This is a genomic window from Streptomyces sp. NBC_00091, from assembly GCF_026343185.1.
Classification (GTDB): Bacteria; Actinomycetota; Actinomycetes; order Streptomycetales; family Streptomycetaceae; genus Streptomyces.
This window is the reverse complement of record NZ_JAPEMA010000001.1, coordinates 3,432,948-3,448,898: the sequence shown is the minus strand read 5'-3', so window position 1 is coordinate 3,448,898 and position 15,951 is coordinate 3,432,948. Positions and strand designations below refer to the sequence as shown.

15 protein-coding genes and 1 riboswitch are annotated in these 15,951 nt (G+C 71.3%); of the genes, 4 read left to right on the top strand and 11 right to left on the bottom strand.

What is annotated here, in order from left to right; all coding sequences use genetic code 11:
• Positions 1 to 690: 690 nt before the first annotated feature.
• Together OOK34_RS16035 and OOK34_RS16030 are read right to left on the bottom strand one after the other, a co-directional pair.
• Positions 691 to 882 carry a DUF397 domain-containing protein gene (locus OOK34_RS16035; RefSeq protein ID WP_267034555.1) on the bottom strand — a complete coding sequence of 64 codons (192 nt, stop codon included), beginning with the start codon at positions 880 to 882 and terminating at the stop codon, positions 691 to 693.
• Between the two features lie 22 nt (positions 883 to 904).
• Positions 905 to 1,771 carry a DUF5753 domain-containing protein gene (locus tag OOK34_RS16030; RefSeq protein ID WP_267034554.1) on the bottom strand — a complete coding sequence of 289 codons (867 nt, stop codon included), beginning with the start codon at positions 1,769 to 1,771 and terminating at the stop codon, positions 905 to 907.
• A 216-nt stretch (positions 1,772 to 1,987) separates the two neighbouring features.
• Here OOK34_RS16030 and OOK34_RS16025 point away from each other — a divergent pair, with 216 nt between their 5' ends.
• The gene (locus tag OOK34_RS16025) at positions 1,988 to 2,437 is read left to right on the top strand and encodes an anti-sigma regulatory factor (RefSeq protein WP_267034553.1); all 450 of its coding nucleotides are present in this window, start codon (positions 1,988 to 1,990) and stop codon (positions 2,435 to 2,437) included.
• Positions 2,434 to 2,856: a hypothetical protein gene (locus tag OOK34_RS16020; RefSeq protein ID WP_267034552.1), complete on the top strand. Its 423-nt coding sequence runs from the start codon at positions 2,434 to 2,436 to the stop codon at positions 2,854 to 2,856. The genes OOK34_RS16025 and OOK34_RS16020 overlap by 4 nt, the downstream gene beginning before the upstream one ends.
• A 51-nt stretch (positions 2,857 to 2,907) precedes the next feature.
• Here the strand turns inward: OOK34_RS16020 and OOK34_RS16015 are convergent, their stop codons facing one another.
• The 7 genes from OOK34_RS16015 to OOK34_RS15985 form a co-directional block, all read right to left on the bottom strand.
• Positions 2,908 to 3,873 carry a Ppx/GppA phosphatase family protein gene (locus tag OOK34_RS16015; RefSeq protein WP_267034551.1) on the bottom strand — a complete coding sequence of 322 codons (966 nt, stop codon included), beginning with the start codon at positions 3,871 to 3,873 and terminating at the stop codon, positions 2,908 to 2,910.
• Positions 3,870 to 4,409: a DUF501 domain-containing protein gene (locus OOK34_RS16010; protein ID WP_267034550.1), complete on the bottom strand. Its 540-nt coding sequence runs from the start codon at positions 4,407 to 4,409 to the stop codon at positions 3,870 to 3,872. The genes OOK34_RS16015 and OOK34_RS16010 overlap by 4 nt, the downstream gene beginning before the upstream one ends.
• A 43-nt stretch (positions 4,410 to 4,452) precedes the next feature.
• On the bottom strand, positions 4,453 to 4,941 hold the full coding sequence (locus tag OOK34_RS16005; protein WP_267034549.1) for a septum formation initiator family protein: 489 nt from the start codon (positions 4,939 to 4,941) through the stop codon (positions 4,453 to 4,455).
• A 96-nt stretch (positions 4,942 to 5,037) separates the two neighbouring features.
• Positions 5,038 to 6,324 (bottom strand): phosphopyruvate hydratase, encoded by a 1,287-nt coding sequence (eno, locus tag OOK34_RS16000; protein WP_267034548.1) that lies wholly within the window; start codon positions 6,322 to 6,324, stop codon positions 5,038 to 5,040.
• Between the two features lie 284 nt (positions 6,325 to 6,608).
• Entirely contained in the window at positions 6,609 to 7,334 is a 726-nt protein-coding gene (locus OOK34_RS15995; protein ID WP_267034547.1) for a transglycosylase family protein, read from the bottom strand.
• Between the two features lie 2 nt (positions 7,335 to 7,336).
• Positions 7,337 to 7,506: riboswitch (cyclic di-AMP (ydaO/yuaA leader) on the bottom strand.
• Between the two features lie 274 nt (positions 7,507 to 7,780).
• Positions 7,781 to 8,869 (bottom strand): transglycosylase family protein, encoded by a 1,089-nt coding sequence (locus tag OOK34_RS15990; RefSeq protein WP_267034546.1) that lies wholly within the window; start codon positions 8,867 to 8,869, stop codon positions 7,781 to 7,783.
• A 128-nt stretch (positions 8,870 to 8,997) separates the two neighbouring features.
• Entirely contained in the window at positions 8,998 to 10,290 is a 1,293-nt protein-coding gene (locus OOK34_RS15985; RefSeq protein WP_267034545.1) for a cytochrome P450, read from the bottom strand.
• 122 nt (positions 10,291 to 10,412) lie between these two features.
• Between OOK34_RS15985 and OOK34_RS15980 the strand changes: the two genes are divergently transcribed.
• Positions 10,413 to 11,615 (top strand): globin domain-containing protein, encoded by a 1,203-nt coding sequence (locus OOK34_RS15980; protein WP_267034544.1) that lies wholly within the window; start codon positions 10,413 to 10,415, stop codon positions 11,613 to 11,615.
• A gap of 113 nt (positions 11,616 to 11,728) precedes the next feature.
• Here the strand turns inward: OOK34_RS15980 and OOK34_RS15975 are convergent, their stop codons facing one another.
• Together OOK34_RS15975 and OOK34_RS15970 are read right to left on the bottom strand one after the other, a co-directional pair.
• Positions 11,729 to 12,718, bottom strand: a complete 990-nt coding sequence (locus OOK34_RS15975; protein ID WP_267034543.1) for a nucleoside triphosphate pyrophosphohydrolase — start codon at positions 12,716 to 12,718, stop codon at positions 11,729 to 11,731.
• Between the two features lie 28 nt (positions 12,719 to 12,746).
• Positions 12,747 to 13,373 carry a SurA N-terminal domain-containing protein gene (locus OOK34_RS15970; RefSeq protein WP_267034542.1) on the bottom strand — a complete coding sequence of 209 codons (627 nt, stop codon included), beginning with the start codon at positions 13,371 to 13,373 and terminating at the stop codon, positions 12,747 to 12,749.
• A gap of 177 nt (positions 13,374 to 13,550) precedes the next feature.
• Here OOK34_RS15970 and OOK34_RS15965 point away from each other — a divergent pair, with 177 nt between their 5' ends.
• Positions 13,551 to 15,950: a YfhO family protein gene (locus OOK34_RS15965; protein WP_267034541.1), complete on the top strand. Its 2,400-nt coding sequence runs from the start codon at positions 13,551 to 13,553 to the stop codon at positions 15,948 to 15,950.
• The last annotated feature ends 1 nt before the right edge of the window (position 15,951 follow it).

The following is a 15,951-nucleotide window of genomic DNA, read 5'->3' as shown; positions in this document are numbered from 1 at the left end:
CCAGTTCGCATTTTATTTCTGCGCAACACAGTTAGATAGTCCTTATTTCGTCACGGTAAGAGGCGGCCCGCTCCGGTGAGCACGGCTCAGAGCAGGCCGAGGGGCACGGGAACGTAGGAGACTGCCTTCCCGGTGACAGAAACGAGGGAAGGCCGCAGGAGCGCGCCCAACAGGCGCGCGCACCAGCCGGATCAAAGAAGAGGGCGGCCGGCTATGGCAGAACGGCGCTGCACAGCGTCGATACGGACGCGCACGCGGACCCGGACGTGAAAGTGTCCGAGCATGCCGAAGATTTCCTCACGATTCGTTCCCCCCGGAACCCGCGCAATGGAACATTGCAGCAGCAGGGTGCAATATCAGCCACCATGCCACACTGCGTGGCTGGTCAGGCCACGGATCTAGGCGGCTGGTCAGGCCACCTATCGAGACCCTAACAACACCCAACGGAAGGGCAAATCCCTTTCCGGTCACGCCCTGACCAATAGCTGATCATGAGTCATGCGCCGCCCCGAACCGCGCCGCCCGAGCACGTTCCCGTGCACTCGATGCACTGACGGCGGGCTCGTCATCCTCCTCGTCAAGGTCGGCAACCGTCGCGACGGCTACCGGTCCCCCTTAGCGGTGGATCCGCCGCCCGTCCCGGCCGCCTGGCCGGGACGGGACGGGGTAGCTTCGCCACGTTTGGGGCCGCTACAGGGCTCCGCGCTTGACGCCTTCGACGAAACCACCGAACGCGGCATACGAGAGCAGCACAGCCGGACCCGTCGGGACCTTACTGTCCCGCACAGCGGCGATCTGCTCAGCAGCATCGACGATGCCGCACTCGACGCACTGCGCAGCGGCGTCACCGCGCGACGACTTCCACCAGGTCACTGGGAGCACGGATGCGTCGTCAGCGTGCGACTCAAAGGGCCTTCCTGATCTCCGTGATCATTTCTGCCGACCTCTCGACAGACTCGGCCACAGCCGCGAGCCGCTGTGCAGCGTCTCGATACATCGCGACCTCCTGTCGTTGCTCGACGTACGTGGCGGCAGCGGTAAGCATCTCGGTGTGGACGACATCCAGGTCGTTGTGATCGTCGAACCCCAGGATGGAGAAGCTTCCGACCTGTCCGACATGCAGCGGCGCGTCCGATCTCAGGACTTGGATGTCGATGTTCGGCCGCTTGCCCATCGCCAGCAGGCGGCTCAGCTGTTCATCCATGACCGAGAGATCTGCCGTTCGCGTGCGAAGGGCGCCCTCGGCGATCACGACCCAGAGCTTCAACGGATTCTCACGGGTCAGAACGGCCTGTCTCGCGAGGCGCACCTCGACCAAAGCGTCGACCTTGGCCTGGATGTCGTCTGACATGGCGGTCGCCTTGATGATCTCGCGGGCATACTCAGACGTCTGGAGGAGACCCGGGATCGCTCCGAGTTGCCAGCACTTGGCACATGTGGCTTCGGCCTCGAGCGAGATCAGATCCTCGTAGGCCGGACTGATGACGCCACGGTACGAGTGCCACCAACCACGCTGCACGCTCTCTTTGGTGAGCGCCAAGAGGGCCGCTCGCAGTTCGTCGTCGATCTCGCGACCCAACTCCGCGTACAAGCTGAGTAGCTCGTCGATGTCCTGCTGCTTGGCCGCGACCTTCGCCGTCTCCAGTCGGCTCAGTTTGTGCGTGCCGAACTTCCCGCCTGACCTCTCGGCGACGTCGTCGAGGGTGAGGGAGCCGCGCAGCTCTCGCAGCCTTCCGCCAAGCCTGCGCCGGCGCACCGTGGGCGCACTCACTGGCCCTCCTCCCCGCTCACCATATGGCCGACAGTCTGCCGTGCGCCGTCACCGGATGTCACCTTCGCCCCGCCCGAGTGTGCAATTTTGCATTTACATCAGCTAGCCTTGCGGCGCGGTGCACTGAAGGGGCAACCTGGCGTCACGAGATCGGGACCGTTCCCGCTGGCGCGATGACATTTCGCGCTGCTGCGGCATGCCTTGGAAGGGGATCGCATGGTGCCCGTGCGCCCACAGGGACTGAATCTGCTGCTCTGCCCGCCCATCGGGCCGCCTCCGCAATTCCTCATGGACAGCTCGCCCGAGTTGGTGCACGCCGCGCGATCCTGGGCACACGAGTTCGTCACCCACGGAGTCCCCGACGTACCCGAAGAACGCCTGAATGACGTGGTCCTCGTCGTCTCCGAGCTGGTGACCAACGCCGTGCGCTACGGCACCGAACCGGGCGATTCCCTCCGCGTCGTCCTCGCTGCCGCCCCCGGCCTGGTCCGCATCAAGGTGCAGGACCCGTGCCGCCGCCGTCCCCGCCGCAAGCCGGAAAGCGCGGAACGGCAACGGGGGCGCGGACTCTTCAACGTCGATGCCCTCGCCCACGACTGGGGCGTCGACGACCGCCCAATGGGCAAATCTGTCTGGGCCGAGCTGCGGTGGCAGGTGACGGAGTGAGCGTCATCCTGCCCCGGGCTCTCACACCCGGTCCCGAGTTCCTGCGCGAGGTACGCGCCGTCTACCGCACAGGGGACAACGGCAACCCCCACGTGATGCTCGGGCACCCCCAGGCGCACCAAGGCGAGCGCTACCTGTACGGGATCGCCTATGGCCTGGGGCTGCGCGCAGGGGATGCGTATCCCCGCACCGCGCACGTCCTCTACTACGTGAGGGGAACGTGGGCCCTGGACTACGGGCACCGCGACACCCTCCTGCGCCTTCCCAGACCGCCGCGCGACTGGGCGGTACGCACTCAGGCGACATGCAGGGCGCACATCGGCGTGTGCCTTGACCCGTACCTGCTGGCACCCCGGCCGGACCGCCTGCTCACCGGCACCGTCGGCTACCGAGCGGATACCCGTGTCGGCCTGCTGTGACCGGCCACAAGAGACAGGCTCCCGGCGCACCGCCGGGAGCCTGTCCTCGTCTCAGGCCGCGGACCAGGCGATGCCGTCGAGGATGTCGTGTTCGGAGACGACGACCTCGGAGGCTCCGATGCGCTCCATGATCGCGAGCAACACCAGAGCGCCCGCGCCGATCACGTCGACCCGGCCCGGGTGCATGACCGGGATGGCGGCGCGTTCGGCGTGGGTGGAGGTCAGCATGCGGTCGCTGATCTCGCGGACCTGCTCGTAGGAGATCCGGGAGTGGTGGATCGCCGACCAGTCGTACTCGGCCAGGCCGAGGGCGATCGCGGCGACCGTGGTCACCGAGCCCGCGAGGCCCACCAGGGTGCGGGCCTCGCCCAGCGGGACCGTCTCGGCGGCCAGGTCCAGGGCGGCCTCGATGTCGGCGCGCATGGCGGCGATCTGGGCCGCGGTCGGCGGGTCGGTGACCTCGCCGTCCACCACCAGGTGGCGTTCGGTCATGCGGACGCAGCCGACGTCGACCGAGCGGGCGGCCCGTACGTGGTCCTCCCCGAGGACGAACTCGGTCGAGCCACCGCCGATGTCGACGACGAGGAACGGCTTCTCCAGGTGGTCGGTGCCGGTCAGTTCCTTCGTGGCGCCGGTGAAGGAGAACTCCGCCTCCTGGTCCCCGGAGATCACCTCGGGCTCGACGCCCAGGATGTCCATGACGCCCTGGACGAACTCGTCGCGGTTCTCGGCGTCGCGCGAGGCCGAGGTGGCCACGAACCGCACGCGCTCGGCGCCGAACTCCTTGATCACCGCGGCGTACTCGCGGCAGGCCGCGAAGGTGCGCTCCAGGGCCTCGGGGGCCAGCCGGCCGGTCTTGTCCACGCCCTGGCCGAGCCGGACGATGATCATCCGGCGGTCGAGCTCGGTCAGTTCCCCGGTGGGCCCCGCGCCGGAGGCGCTGTCGGACGCAGTGCAGTCGGCGACGAGGAGCCGGATGGAGTTCGTGCCGCAGTCGATGCCCGCGACCCGGGTCACGCCTCGGACTCCGTCTTCTCCCCGCACGGGGTGACGCAGGCGCCCTTGGCCCACCACTCCGGCAGCATCGCCAGGGCCTCGTCGCCGAAGGGGTTCACCCCGGGGCCGGCGGCCAGCGAGTGGCCCACCAGCACGTGCAGGCACTTGACCCGGTCCGGCATGCCGCCGGCGCTCGGGAAGCCCTGGAGCACCTCGATGGCGTCGCGGCGCTGGATGTAGTCCTCGTGCGCCTTCTGGTACGCGGCGGCGAGTTCCGGGTCCTCGGCGAGCCGGGCCTGCATCTCCTTCATCACGCCGTTGGCCTCCAGGGTGCCGATCGCGGAGGCCGCGCGCGGGCACGTCAGGTAGTACAGCGTGGGGAATGGGGTGCCGTCGGGCAGCCGGGGGGCGGTCTCGACGACGTCCGGCTGGCCGCAGGGGCAGCGGTGCGCGATGGCGCGCAGCCCGCGCGGCGGGCGGCCGAGCTGCTGCTCGAACGCCTCGATGTCCGCGTCGGTCGGCTCGGTCCGGTCGGTCTGGGGCGGGGGCGTCTGCATGCCTGGAGGAAGTCTCTTCGTTCGGTCGTACGTGATGGGTGGGTCAGTCGCCGGGGCGGTCGGCCTTGTCGACGCCGTCCCAGACGTTGGAGTACCAGGGGCGGTCCGAGCCGTCCTGCCCGCCGCGGCGGTGCTCCGGGGCCGCGGCCCCGGGGTCGGTCATGATGTAGCCGATCTCCCCCGGGCGCAGGAAGTGCAGGTGCCTGCGCGCCTGCTGCTCCGCGTAGGCGGGGTCCTGCCAGCGGGCCTTCTCGTCCCGGAGCTGTTCGAGGCGCTTGCGCGCGTCGTCGGCGGCCCGCTGCTGGTCCACGATCTCCGAGCGCTGGGAGACGTACTGGCGCATCGGATACGCGAGGGCGACGACCAGCGTACAGAGGACGAGCACCAGCAGTGCCGCCCGGCCGGTGAGCCGGCTGCGGCGGATGTGCCGGCGGGACTGGGACCGGTAGACGTGGGCCGCGGTCCGCTCGCCGAGCTGTTTGAGCCGGGTCGCCGTCGAGAAGGTGGAGAACCGGTCCCGGTTCCCGGCCATGGCCCCGCCTCCCCTGCGCGCGCACTACGCAATACGTCCCCGCACACGGTACGGGACCGAGTGCGGGGACGTACGGAGGCTAAGCCCCGGGGGGTGTCAGCCCTTGAAGCGCGGGAAGGCGGAGCGGCCCGCGTAGACGGCGGCGTCGTCGAGGATCTCCTCGATGCGCAGCAGCTGGTTGTACTTGGCGACGCGGTCCGAGCGGGCCGGGGCGCCGGTCTTGATCTGGCCGCAGTTCACGGCGACGGCGAGGTCGGCGATGGTGACGTCCTCGGTCTCGCCGGAGCGGTGCGACATCATGCACTTGAAGCCGTTGCGCTGGGCCATCTCGACGGCGTCGAGGGTCTCGGTCAGGGAACCGATCTGGTTCACCTTCACGAGCAGGGCGTTCGCGGAGCCCTCCTCGATACCGCGGGCCAGGCGCTCCGGGTTGGTGACGAAGAGGTCGTCGCCGACGATCTGGACCTTGGAGCCCAGCTTGTCGGTGAGGGTCTTCCAGCCGGCCCAGTCGTCCTCGTACAGCGGGTCCTCGATGGAGACCATCGGGTACGCGGAGACGAGCTCCTCGTAGTACTCGGTCATCTCGGCGGCCGAGCGGGACTGGCCCTCGAACTCGTACTTGCCGTCCTTGTAGAACTCGGACGCGGCGACGTCGAGCGCGAGCGCGATGTCCTTGCCCGGGGTGTAGCCGGCCTGCTTGATGGCCTCGACGATGAGGTCGAGCGCGGCGCGGTTGGACTCCAGGTTCGGGGCGAAGCCGCCCTCGTCACCGAGACCGGTGGAGAGGCCCTTGGTGTGCAGGACCTTCTTGAGCGTGTGGTAGACCTCGGCACCCCAGCGCAGCGCCTCGGAGAAGGACTCCGCGCCGATCGGGGCGATCATGAACTCCTGGATGTCCACGTTGGAGTCGGCGTGCGACCCACCGTTGAGGATGTTCATCATCGGAACGGGCAGCAGGTGCGCGTTCGGGCCGCCGAGGTAGCGGAAGAGCGGGAGGTCCGAGGCCTCGGACGCGGCGTGCGCGACGGCGAGGGACACGCCGAGGATGGCGTTGGCGCCGAGCGAGCCCTTGTTGTCGGTGGCGTCCAGGTCGAACATGGCCTGGTCGATCAGGCGCTGCTCGGTGGCGTCGTAGCCGACGAGCTCCGGGCCGATCTGCTCGATGACGGCGAGGACGGCCTTCTCGACACCCTTGCCGAAGTAACGGCTGGGGTCGCCGTCACGCAGCTCGATGGCCTCGAAGGCACCGGTGGAGGCGCCGGACGGAACGGCAGCACGGCCGGTGCTGCCGTCGTCGAGGCCCACCTCGACCTCGACCGTGGGGTTGCCTCGGGAGTCCAGGATTTCCCGGGCTACGACGACGTCGATGGACGGCACGAGCATCTCCTTCTGGGATGTGACGCTGGGTGTGCGGTGGCAGGTGGACCGTGGGACGGCCCTGCCGACTAGAGCCTAACCGGCTCCGGGCACTCGACCGGCCGACCGCCCGGGTCCTGGGACGAAAAAGGGGCTGAATACCCGTCTTCCGGGACATAGGACCCTTGATTCCGCGAGCTGTGCGGGCGGTCCGGCCCCGAAGGGCGGGTGTTCCCGGACGACATGCCGCCGCCCGGCGCGTGGAGTCCACGCGCCGGGCGGCGGGGGTGCTGCGAGTGTTACGCCGGGATTCAGCTGAGCTTCAGCTTCTGGCCCGGGAAGATCAGGTCGGCGTCGGAGACGACGTCCTTGTTCAGCTCGAAGAGCTTCTCCCAGCCGCCCTTGACGCCGTTCGCCTCGGCGATGGTGCCCAGGGTGTCGCCCTCCTTGACCACGTAGGAGCCGTTGCCGGTCTTCGGGGCCTCGGTCTTCGGGGTCTGCGGCTTGGTCACCGGGGAGGGGGCCTTGGTGGCCTTGTTCTCCACCTTCGGGGTGGCCGGCTTCGCGGGCTTGGCGGCCTCGGGCTTCGCCGGGGCGGGCTTGGCCGGCTTGGTCTCGGGCTTCGGCTTGGCCGGGGTGGTGGTCGAGCCGCCGCCGTTGTACGAGGAGTTGGACAGGCCGACGCCGCAGTGCGGCCAGGCGCCCTTGCCCTGGCCCTTGAGGACCTTCTCGGCGATGGCTATCTGCTGGCCCTTGGTGGCCTGGTTGGCCTGCGAGGCGTACGCCTTGCCGCCGTACGCGGCCCACGTGGAGGACGAGAACTGCAGGCCGCCGTAGTAGCCGTTGCCGGTGTTGATGGACCAGTTGCCACCGGACTCGCAGGAGGCGACCTTTTCCCACTCGGACGCCGTGGCGGCGCTGGCGGTGCCCGCGGCCATCAGCGGGGCCGCGACGGCGACACCGGCGACGCCGGCGAGCGTGACGATGCGGACGGCCTTGGAGCCGCGACGGTGCTTGCCCTTGCCGGAAAGCAGCATGGAGTTCTCCTCACCGACGCCTTCGAGGTGAGCTGTCGGGTTCGGACGGATGAGTGCCCGGTCACGCGACTGGCGCGTGGCTTAACCCCAAGCCGGTACGCGGCCGTCTTTCAACGGCCTTTCCCGGCGCCTACCTTGGTTCCCCCGCTCCTGCCTTCGGCGCTTGCGCGACGACTGTTCCCTCCGTCCGCCGGCAGGATTCGGCGATGCGGTCGAAGGAGCTCGCGGTGGCGAGCGATTCAGAAGGTAGACAGGTCTCTCCCCGATGTTCAACGCGCATCATCAGGGAGAAACCGGCCTACTTGCATTCCTCAAAGGCGCGTTTGCGCAGGTGAGAACGGGGTTTGCGGAAGTTCCGGAACCAGACACGCCAGTTGACCGGAAGAGACGCATGTCTCATTTACCGATAACGGACATTCAGCCCTTTATGGGTGTCCGAACTACCCCTATTTCTTGGTTAGATCCAGGTTCTGGCCCGGCTTGATGAGGTCCGCGTCCTGGCCGATGACCTGCTCGTTGGCCTTGTAGAGGGCGCCCCAGCCGCCCTTGAGGCCGTTGGCGTCCGCGATGGCCGCGAGGCTGTCGCCCGGCTTCACGGTGTACCCCGTGGCGGCTGACGCCGTGCCAGGGGCCGCGGGCACCTCGATGGCGGCCGGACCGCGGTGCTTGCCCGCACCGTCGGCCGCCGTGGCGGACGGGGTGCCCGAGGGCGCGCCGGGGGTGGCGGGGGCGGAGGGGGTCACGCCGGGGGTGACCGGGGCCGTCGGGTCCGCCGGGGTGGTGGGGGTGGCCGGGGCACCCGGGGTGCTGGGGGTGCCCGGGGTGGTCGGGGTGCCCGGGGTGCCCGGGACGGTCGGGGCGACCGGCGGGGTGGTCGGCGGCAGGGCCGGGTCGGTGGGCGTGGGCGTGGTGGGCGTGGTGGGCGTCACCGTGAAGTCCGGCTCGGGCATGACGGGCAGTCCGCTGGAGGGGCCCAGCGGGTAGTCCGGCAGCCCGCTCGGGCCGGTGGACGGCTCGTTCGGCTTCGGGGTCGGGGCCCCGAAGTCCGTGGAGGGCTTGCCCTTGCCGGTGACGGGCACCGAGCCGTCCGGCCGGGACGGGGTGGGCGCGACGGGCCCGGGGTTCTTGTTGTCACCCGGGTCCACGTCGGGCTTCGGGCCCTTCTGGGCCAGCCCGGCCGAGGCGGAGCACAGCGGCCACGCCTGGGGGCCCTGGGATTCCAGCACCCGCTCGGCGACGGCGATCTGCTGGGAACGGCTGGCGAGGTCCGGGCGCTCCGCGTAGGCGAGCCCGCCCGCGTTCTTCCACTGCTCCAGGGTGAACTGCAGTCCGCCGTAAGCACCGCTGCCGGAGTTGGCGCTCCAGGTGCCGCCGCTCTCGCAGTCGGCGACCTTGTCCCACGTGGCGGTGTCGGCCGCGTTCGCGCCGGTGGCGGCGAGCAGCGGCAGGGCCAGCGCGGAGCCGGTCACTCCTGCGGTGACGACGATCGCGGGTACCTGGCGGGGGCGTCTGTGGCGGCCGTTCCCGGGAAGCATGAAGACTGCACCTTTCGTATAACGGCGGGGTAACGGGAGAACCTAGCCGCCTTCGAACGGATGTCACAAGTTCGGCGGTGGACTGACTTCCGGTCAGTCCGGCTCCGCTCGTGCCCCGCTCGGCGCTCCTAAACGTTTGGGGGTGTGAAGCGGACGGGGAGGGTGCGCAGGCCCCGCATGATGAGTCCGCCGCGCCAGCGCAGGTCCGCGGGGGGAATCGCAAGTTCCAGATCCGGCAGACGCTTCAGCAAAGTTCCGAGCGCCGTCTGCCCTTCGAGCCGGGCGAGCGGGGCTCCGAGGCAGTAGTGGATTCCGTGCCCGTATCCGAGGTGCTGATTGTCACTCCGGGAGAGGTCCAGGGTGTCCGGGCCGTCGAACCGCGCGGGATCGCGGTCGGCCGCCGCCAGGACCACGAGGACCGGGTCCCCGGCCGCGATGTCCTTCCCGCCGAGGGTCAGCGGCCGGGTGGCGAACCGCCAGGTGGCCAGCTCCACGGGGCCGTCGTAGCGCAGCAGTTCCTCGACGCCGGTCTCCAGCAGGCCGCTCTCCCCGGCCGCGAGGGAGGCCTGGAGGCGCTCGCGCTGGCCGGGGTTCATGAAGAGGGAGTGGATGCCGTTGCCGATGAGGTTCACGGTCGTCTCGAAGCCCGCGAAGAGCAGGATGAAGGCCATCGCCGTGGCCTCGGCCTCCGTCAGGTGGTCTCCGTGGTCGCTCGCCCGGATCAGGTCGGAGATGAGGTCATTGCCCAGATCGTCCCGCTTGCGGTGGATCAGTTCCCCGAGATAGGTGCGCATCTGCTTCACGGAGCGGGCGACCCCGCCCCGCGGTCCGCCGCCGTGGCGGATCATCATCCCGGCCCAGTCGCGGAAGTCGTCCTGGTCCTCGCGCGGTACGCCGAGCATCTCGCAGATGGCGTAGATGGGGAGCGGAAAGGCGAACTCGTGGATGAGGTCCGCCTCCCCCTTCTGCGCGGCCCCTGCATTTTCAACGATCTTGTCGATCAGGTGGTCGGTCAGCTCCTGTACGCGCGGGGTGAACTCGGCCACCCGGCGCGGGGTGAAGGCCTTCGACACCAGCCGCCGCAGCCGGGTGTGGTCCGGCGGGTCGATGTTCAGCAGGTGCGTCATCAGCTCCGCCTTGCGCTCCCCCGGGATCCCGGTCTTGCCCTTGGCGTGCGCCGGCTCCGCGTGGTGCGCCGGGTTCTTGCTCAGCCGCTGGTCGGCGAGGGCCTGGCGGGCATCGGCGTACCGGGTCACCAGCCAGGCCTCGACCCCGCTGGGGAGCCTGGTGCGGTGCACCGGGGAGTGCTCGCGCAGCCAGGCGTAGGCCGGATAGGGATCGGTCGCGAACTCCCAGTCGAAGAGGGTCGGCCCCTGGGGGCAGGACGCGTCGGCCGGGGCGGCGGGGGTCTGATCGTGCACCCGTCGACGGTATCCCGGCTCGCCACGGGCCATCCCATATGGCCCGTTCGTCGCGGCTGTCCGCAGATCGGACATCACTTGACGTCAGGTTCCACGACATTCCTACTTTCGGTTTTGTGGATGTGAGGATCTTGAAAAGCAGCTTCGCGGTGGTGGAGAGACGGGCCGAGCACGCGGTCAAGTTCTTCTACTCCCACCTCTTCTGGCACAACCCCGGGATCCGTGACCTCTTCCCGGCCTCCTTCGAGGACATGGAGCGCCAGCGCGACCGGCTCTTCGCCGCGCTCACCCATGTCGTCAGCCACCTGGAGAGCGAGACCCTCGTCCCCTATCTACGCGACCTCGGGCGCGACCACCGCAAGTTCCTCGTCGGCCCCGAGCACTACGCGGCCGTCGGCGCCAGCCTGCTCGCCGCCCTCGCCGAGACCTCCGGCGAGGCCTGGACCCCGGCCGTCGAGAAGGCCTGGGCCGAGGCCTACCAGGTCATCGCCGACGCGATGACCGCCGGCGCCGACGCGAGCACCCAGCCTCCCTGGTGGGACGCCGAGGTGGTGCGCCACCTCCAGTACGGGCAGGACATCGGCGTACTGACCCTCGCGCCGCGCACCCCGCTCCCCTACCGGCCCGGCCAGTACGTGAGCGTGAGCAGCGACCGCGTCCCGACCACGTGGCGCACGTACTCCCTCGGCAACGCGCCCCGCCCCGACCACACCGTCGACCTCCACGTCAGCCGTATCGAGGGCGGCCGGCTCAGCACCGCGCTGGTCCGCGACATCCAGCCCGGCGAGCTGCTGCGGCTCGGCGCCCCCGGCGGGCGGCTGACCCTGCGCCGCGAGGACCGCCCCATCACCTTCATCGCCGCCGGCACCGGCTGGGCGCCCGTGCGGGCCATGGTGGAGGAACTCGTGGATCACCCTCCCGATCAGGACGTACGGCTCTTCGTGGTCGCCCGGGACGCCGCGCACCTCTACGACCGGCCCCTGATAGACGAGTACGCCGCCGCCTGCGACTGGCTCGGCGTCACCTACATCACGCCCGCCCCCGGGCAGCACCGCAACCAGGCCACCGACCGGCTGGCGACCGCGCTCGGCAACCGGAGCCTGTGGCGGGAGCGGGACGTCTACCTCAGCGGGCCGGCCCTGTTCCTCGAGGAGACCCTCCACCTGCTGGAGGAACTGGGGGCCCGCCCCGACCGGCTCTTCCACGACGCGGTCCCCGCCGCCGGCTCCGCGCGCACCCGGCCGCTGGGCTTCGGCGAGTGGTTCCTGCACCGCCCCGCCCCGCACTGGCACGACCCGTCCGCGCGCGCCCCGCGCGAGGACTGAGGCCCACGGGGGCCCAGGGATCAGGGGTCAGAGGCCCAGGGGTCAGAGGCCCAGGGGTCACAGGTCCAGGGGTCCAGGGGTCCAGGGGGCTAGGGGGCTAGGGGGCTAGGGGGCTAGGCGGTGCCGACGCCCTCGGCCGCCCGGATCGCGTCCCGGTAGACGCGGGCCGCCGCGCGCAGCGCGGTCTCGGGGTCGGTCCCCGCCGCCTCCGCACGTGCCGCCAGCTCCAGCAGCTCGTACCCGATGCCCTCGCCCCGCGGCAGCTCCACGGCCACCGCGCCCGTACGGGCCCGGCCGGCGAGCTTGGCCGCGAGCGCCAGCCCGGGCTGGCCCAGCGGGATCCCGTCGGTGACCGAGTCCCGCTGCTTCTCGACCGCCTTGGTGGCCTGCCAGTGGGCGTTGACGTCCTCCGGGGAGTGGGCCTCGGCGTCCCCGAAGACATGGGGGTGGCGCCGGATCAGCTTGTCCACCAGGTCCCCGGCGACGTCGTCGACGGAGAACGGCTCCTCACCGTCCTCCTCCGCGATGCGCGCGTGGAAGACCACCTGGAGCAGGACGTCGCCCAGCTCCTCGCGCAGCGCCTCCCGGTCGCCGTCCTCGATCGCCTCGACCAGCTCGTACGCCTCCTCGATGGCGTACTTCACCAGCCCCTCGTGGGTCTGCCTCGAGGTCCAGGGGCAGTCACGGCGCACCCGGTCCATGACCTGCACCAGGTCCAGCAGCCGCGCGCCGGGCAGGTCGTAGGAGCCGGGCAGCAGCTCCAGGTCCGGCATGGAGACGCGGCCCGAGCCGGCCAGCCGGGCCAGCCCGTCCGTGAGCCGCTGGTCGCCCTCGCCGCCGGGGAGCACCACGACCGTGCGGCCCCCGGCGCACGCCTCGACGAGCGCCTGCGCGTCGGGGCTCTCGTGCGTCACCTCGACCCCCGCCTCGCGCAGGTACGGCAGCTGCGGGTGGCCCGGGTCGGCGCACAGCACCCGGTCCGCGGCGTGCAGGGTCTGCCAGGCCGGCCAGGACAGCAGCCCGGGGGCGACCCGGTGGCTGGCGGTCAGCAGGACGATCCGGCCGGTGGGCTCGGCGGGGGCGGCGGTGTCGGTCTCGGTCACCCTCCGAACCTACCTCCGCCCGCGGCCGTCAGGCTCCGGCGGGGGCCGCCTGCTCGGGACGGGTCCGCTGGGTGATCCACGGGGTCTCCTGGTCGCCGAGCAGGATCTGCTGCGCGTCCCAGCGGCCGTAGCGCGGGTTGACCTCGATGCGCAGGGCCTTCGCCGCTTCCCCGAGCTTGACCAGGGCCTTGTCCTGGCTGCCGTAGTGCGCGAAGACCTTGTCGCGCAACAGCTTGAAGCGGGTGTCCGCCTCGATCTGGTCCGGGGCCAGCTGCGCCTGCTGGAGCGCCGCGTCCGCGAGGGCCTTCTCGCCGCCCACCTGCTGGAGCTGCGCCTTGCGGACGTCCTCGGTCTCCTTGGCGCTCACGCTCAGCCCGGCGTCCTTCGCGGCCCGCTCCAGGACGGCGCTCTGGATCATCTTGTTCAGCTTCAGCCGCTCCAGGCCGGAGGTCGCCCCGATCAGCTGCGCTCCCTGCTCGGACCGGTTCTGGGCGGCGCGCACGTCATTGACCTGGGCCTGGAGCGCCGAGGTGGTGATGCGCTCACCACCGACCACGGCCGCGGTGCCGGGCCGGGCCTCGCCCGAACAGGCGGTCAGCAGGGGGGCCGCCACGAGGAGGACGGCGGAGACGGAGAGCGCTGTGCGACGGTGCAAAGGAGCCTCCAGGGGCGGGAGATTGTGCGTCGGTGCACAAGGTCCGTGCGGTGATCGATGGTATGCAGTCAGAGTGGCCCGAGCCACCGGTTCGACCAACGATTCCGGCGGTGTTGGGGTGCGAGTTCACTCCCCGGTTACCGTGGAGCCCCGCGTTCCTGAGATCGTCGCCTCACCATGTCGACATCGCAGCTCGCTCCGCCTCAGATTCCGGACCGTCCCGCCACGAAGGCCCCCCGGCGCTCCGGGCGTCGGACGGGGGTGCTGGGGGCGGTGGTCGCCGCGCTGGTCACGGCGGTGGCCGTGTGCGGCGGGGACGCCGTCGCGCGCGTGTTCCCGTACGGGTCGCGCCACCGCAGCGTCAACGACCTCGGCAACCAGTTCGTGCCCTTCCACGCGCACCTGTGGGACCTGCTGCACGGGCGGGCCGAGGGCGGTCTGCTGCTCAACTGGCAGTCCGGGTACGGCACCAGCTTCCTGCCCGACTTCGGCACGTACCTGACGAGCCCGTTCGCCGTGCTGGTGGCGCTCTTCCCGCGCGAGGACATCGACCTCGCGGTGTACGTGGTCACCGTGCTCAAGATGGCGGCCGCGGCGGCGGCGATGGCCTGGCTGCTGCGCACCCAGCGGCCCGGGCCGTGGTGGGCGGCGGGGCTGCTGGGGGCCTCGTACGCGCTGTGCGGCTGGTCGGTGATCGAGGCCGCGTACAACCCGATGTGGCTGGACGGGCTGATCGCCTTCCCGCTGCTGTGCCTGACCGGCGAGTGGGCGCTGCGCTCTCGGCGTCCGGTGCTGGGGGTGCTGGTGGTGGCCGTGAGCTGGACGGCCAACTTCTACACCGCGTACATGGCCACGCTGGGCGCGGCGCTGGTGCTGGTGGTGCGGGTGGTGCTGACCCGGGAGGGGTCGCGCGAGCGGGCGCTGGTGATCGGGCGGGCGGCCGTGACCACACTGCTGGGGATCGGCCTCGCGGCGCCGGTGCTGGTGCCGCTGTTCCTCAGCTCGAAGCAGGCGTACCCGGGCTGGTTCAAGGAGTTCCAGCCGGTGCCGTGGTCCGACCTGTTCGCGCGGCTGCTGCCGGCGACGTACTCCTTCAACTCCCCCGCCGTGTTCGTGGGCACCGGGACCCTGCTGCTGGTGGCGGCCCTGCCCTTCCACCGGGCGCTGCCCGCCCGTACCCGCTGCTGGTGGGCGGGGCTGGTGGCGGCCGTGCTGCTGTCCCTGCAGTGGGCGCCGACCCACCTGGCCTGGCACCTGTTCGCGACCCCGAACGGCAGCGCGTACCGGCAGACCTTCGTGCTCGCCGGGATCGCGGTGATCGCCGCCTGGACGGGGCTCGCCGCGGGCCTGCCCGGGGTGCGGGCGCTCGCGGCGGGGGCCGGACTGCTGACGGCCGCCGCGCTGTGGGCGAGCGGCAGCGCCCTGCCCACGGTGTGGGGGTACGCGCTCTTCGCGGGCGGGCTGGCGCTGACGGCCGGGGCCTGGTGGGCGCTGGGCCGGCGGCGGCTGCTGCTGCCCGCCGCCGGACTGCTCGCGGCGGTGCTGGTGGCGCAGGCCGCGGCGACCACCGCGTACGGGCACAAGGGCAAGCTGGCCGGGCTGGACGACTACCCGTCCTGGAACCGGGCCCACACCGCGCGCGCCCGCGCCCTGGCAGGCGCCGAGGGCTGGCCGGCGTACCGGACCGACGCGGGCCGGCCCGCACTGTCGGGCAACGACCCGATGCTGCTGGGCGGTGAGGGCGGCTCGTACTACAGCAGCCACACCCCGGACGTGTTCACCCGCACCATGACGGCGCTCGGCGCGGGCTGGACCTCGCGCGGCCGCAGCGTCCAGAGCCTCGACAACCCGGTGACGGACGCGGTGTTCGCGGTCGGCGCGCGGCTGAAGCCCGACGGTACGGTCGCCCGCGCCGAGGCCCTGCCGCTGGTCACCGTCCGCCCGGCGGGACCGCTCCCGGCGTACGGCGACTCCCCCTTCGCCAACCAGGAGCTGCTGCTGGGCGCGAAGGTGTACGAGGACCCGGTCGCGCCCGGGATCTGCCGGGCGGGCACCGAGGCCTTCCTGTGGGCCCCGGAGTACAACGCCACGGCCCGCCTCGCCGGCGGGCGGCCCTTCAAGCTGAACGGCAACCCTCCCAAGAACCGGGCGGCGCTCCAGTCGCTGGGGCTCTCGCGCGGGCCCGCCTCGAAGCTGGTCTTCGACCGGCCCGCCCCCGACCTGTGGGCCCTGTCCTGCCTGGACCGGGCCAGGCTGGGCGCGGCGGTGGCGCAGCTGAGGGCATCGGCGGCCACCCGGGTCGAGGTCACCTCCTCGGGCCTGACCGCCACCCTGCCCCCGGGCAGCGCCGGCACGGCGGTGGTCGCGGTCCCGGCCATCGCGGGCTGGACCTGCGACGGCCGGGAGGCCCGGGCCCGCCTGGGCCTGCTCGCCCTCCCGCTGGACGGCCGCAGCACCACCCTGAGCTGCGAGTTCAGCCCGCCGGGGCTGCTCACGGGCGCGGCCGCCGCGGGGGTGTCGGTGCTGGTGCTGCTCGGGACGCTGCTGCGGCGCCGGCGGCGGGGCGCGGTGGCGTAGC

What these genes read in the sequence shown, in the direction of transcription:
- eno (WP_267034548.1), bottom strand. Translation starts at nt 6,324, where the DNA reads ATGCTCGTGCCGTCCATCGACGTCGTCGTAGCCCGGGAAATCCTGGAC.
- OOK34_RS16005 (WP_267034549.1), bottom strand. Translation starts at nt 4,941, where the DNA reads ATGGCCGGGAACCGGGACCGGTTCTCCACCTTCTCGACGGCGACCCGG.
- OOK34_RS15990 (WP_267034546.1), bottom strand. Translation starts at nt 8,869, where the DNA reads ATGCTTCCCGGGAACGGCCGCCACAGACGCCCCCGCCAGGTACCCGCG.
- OOK34_RS16025 (WP_267034553.1), top strand. Translation starts at nt 1,988, where the DNA reads ATGGTGCCCGTGCGCCCACAGGGACTGAATCTGCTGCTCTGCCCGCCC.
- OOK34_RS15965 (WP_267034541.1), top strand. Translation starts at nt 13,551, where the DNA reads ATGTCGACATCGCAGCTCGCTCCGCCTCAGATTCCGGACCGTCCCGCC.
- OOK34_RS15995 (WP_267034547.1), bottom strand. Translation starts at nt 7,334, where the DNA reads ATGCTGCTTTCCGGCAAGGGCAAGCACCGTCGCGGCTCCAAGGCCGTC.
- OOK34_RS16010 (WP_267034550.1), bottom strand. Translation starts at nt 4,409, where the DNA reads ATGCAGACGCCCCCGCCCCAGACCGACCGGACCGAGCCGACCGACGCG.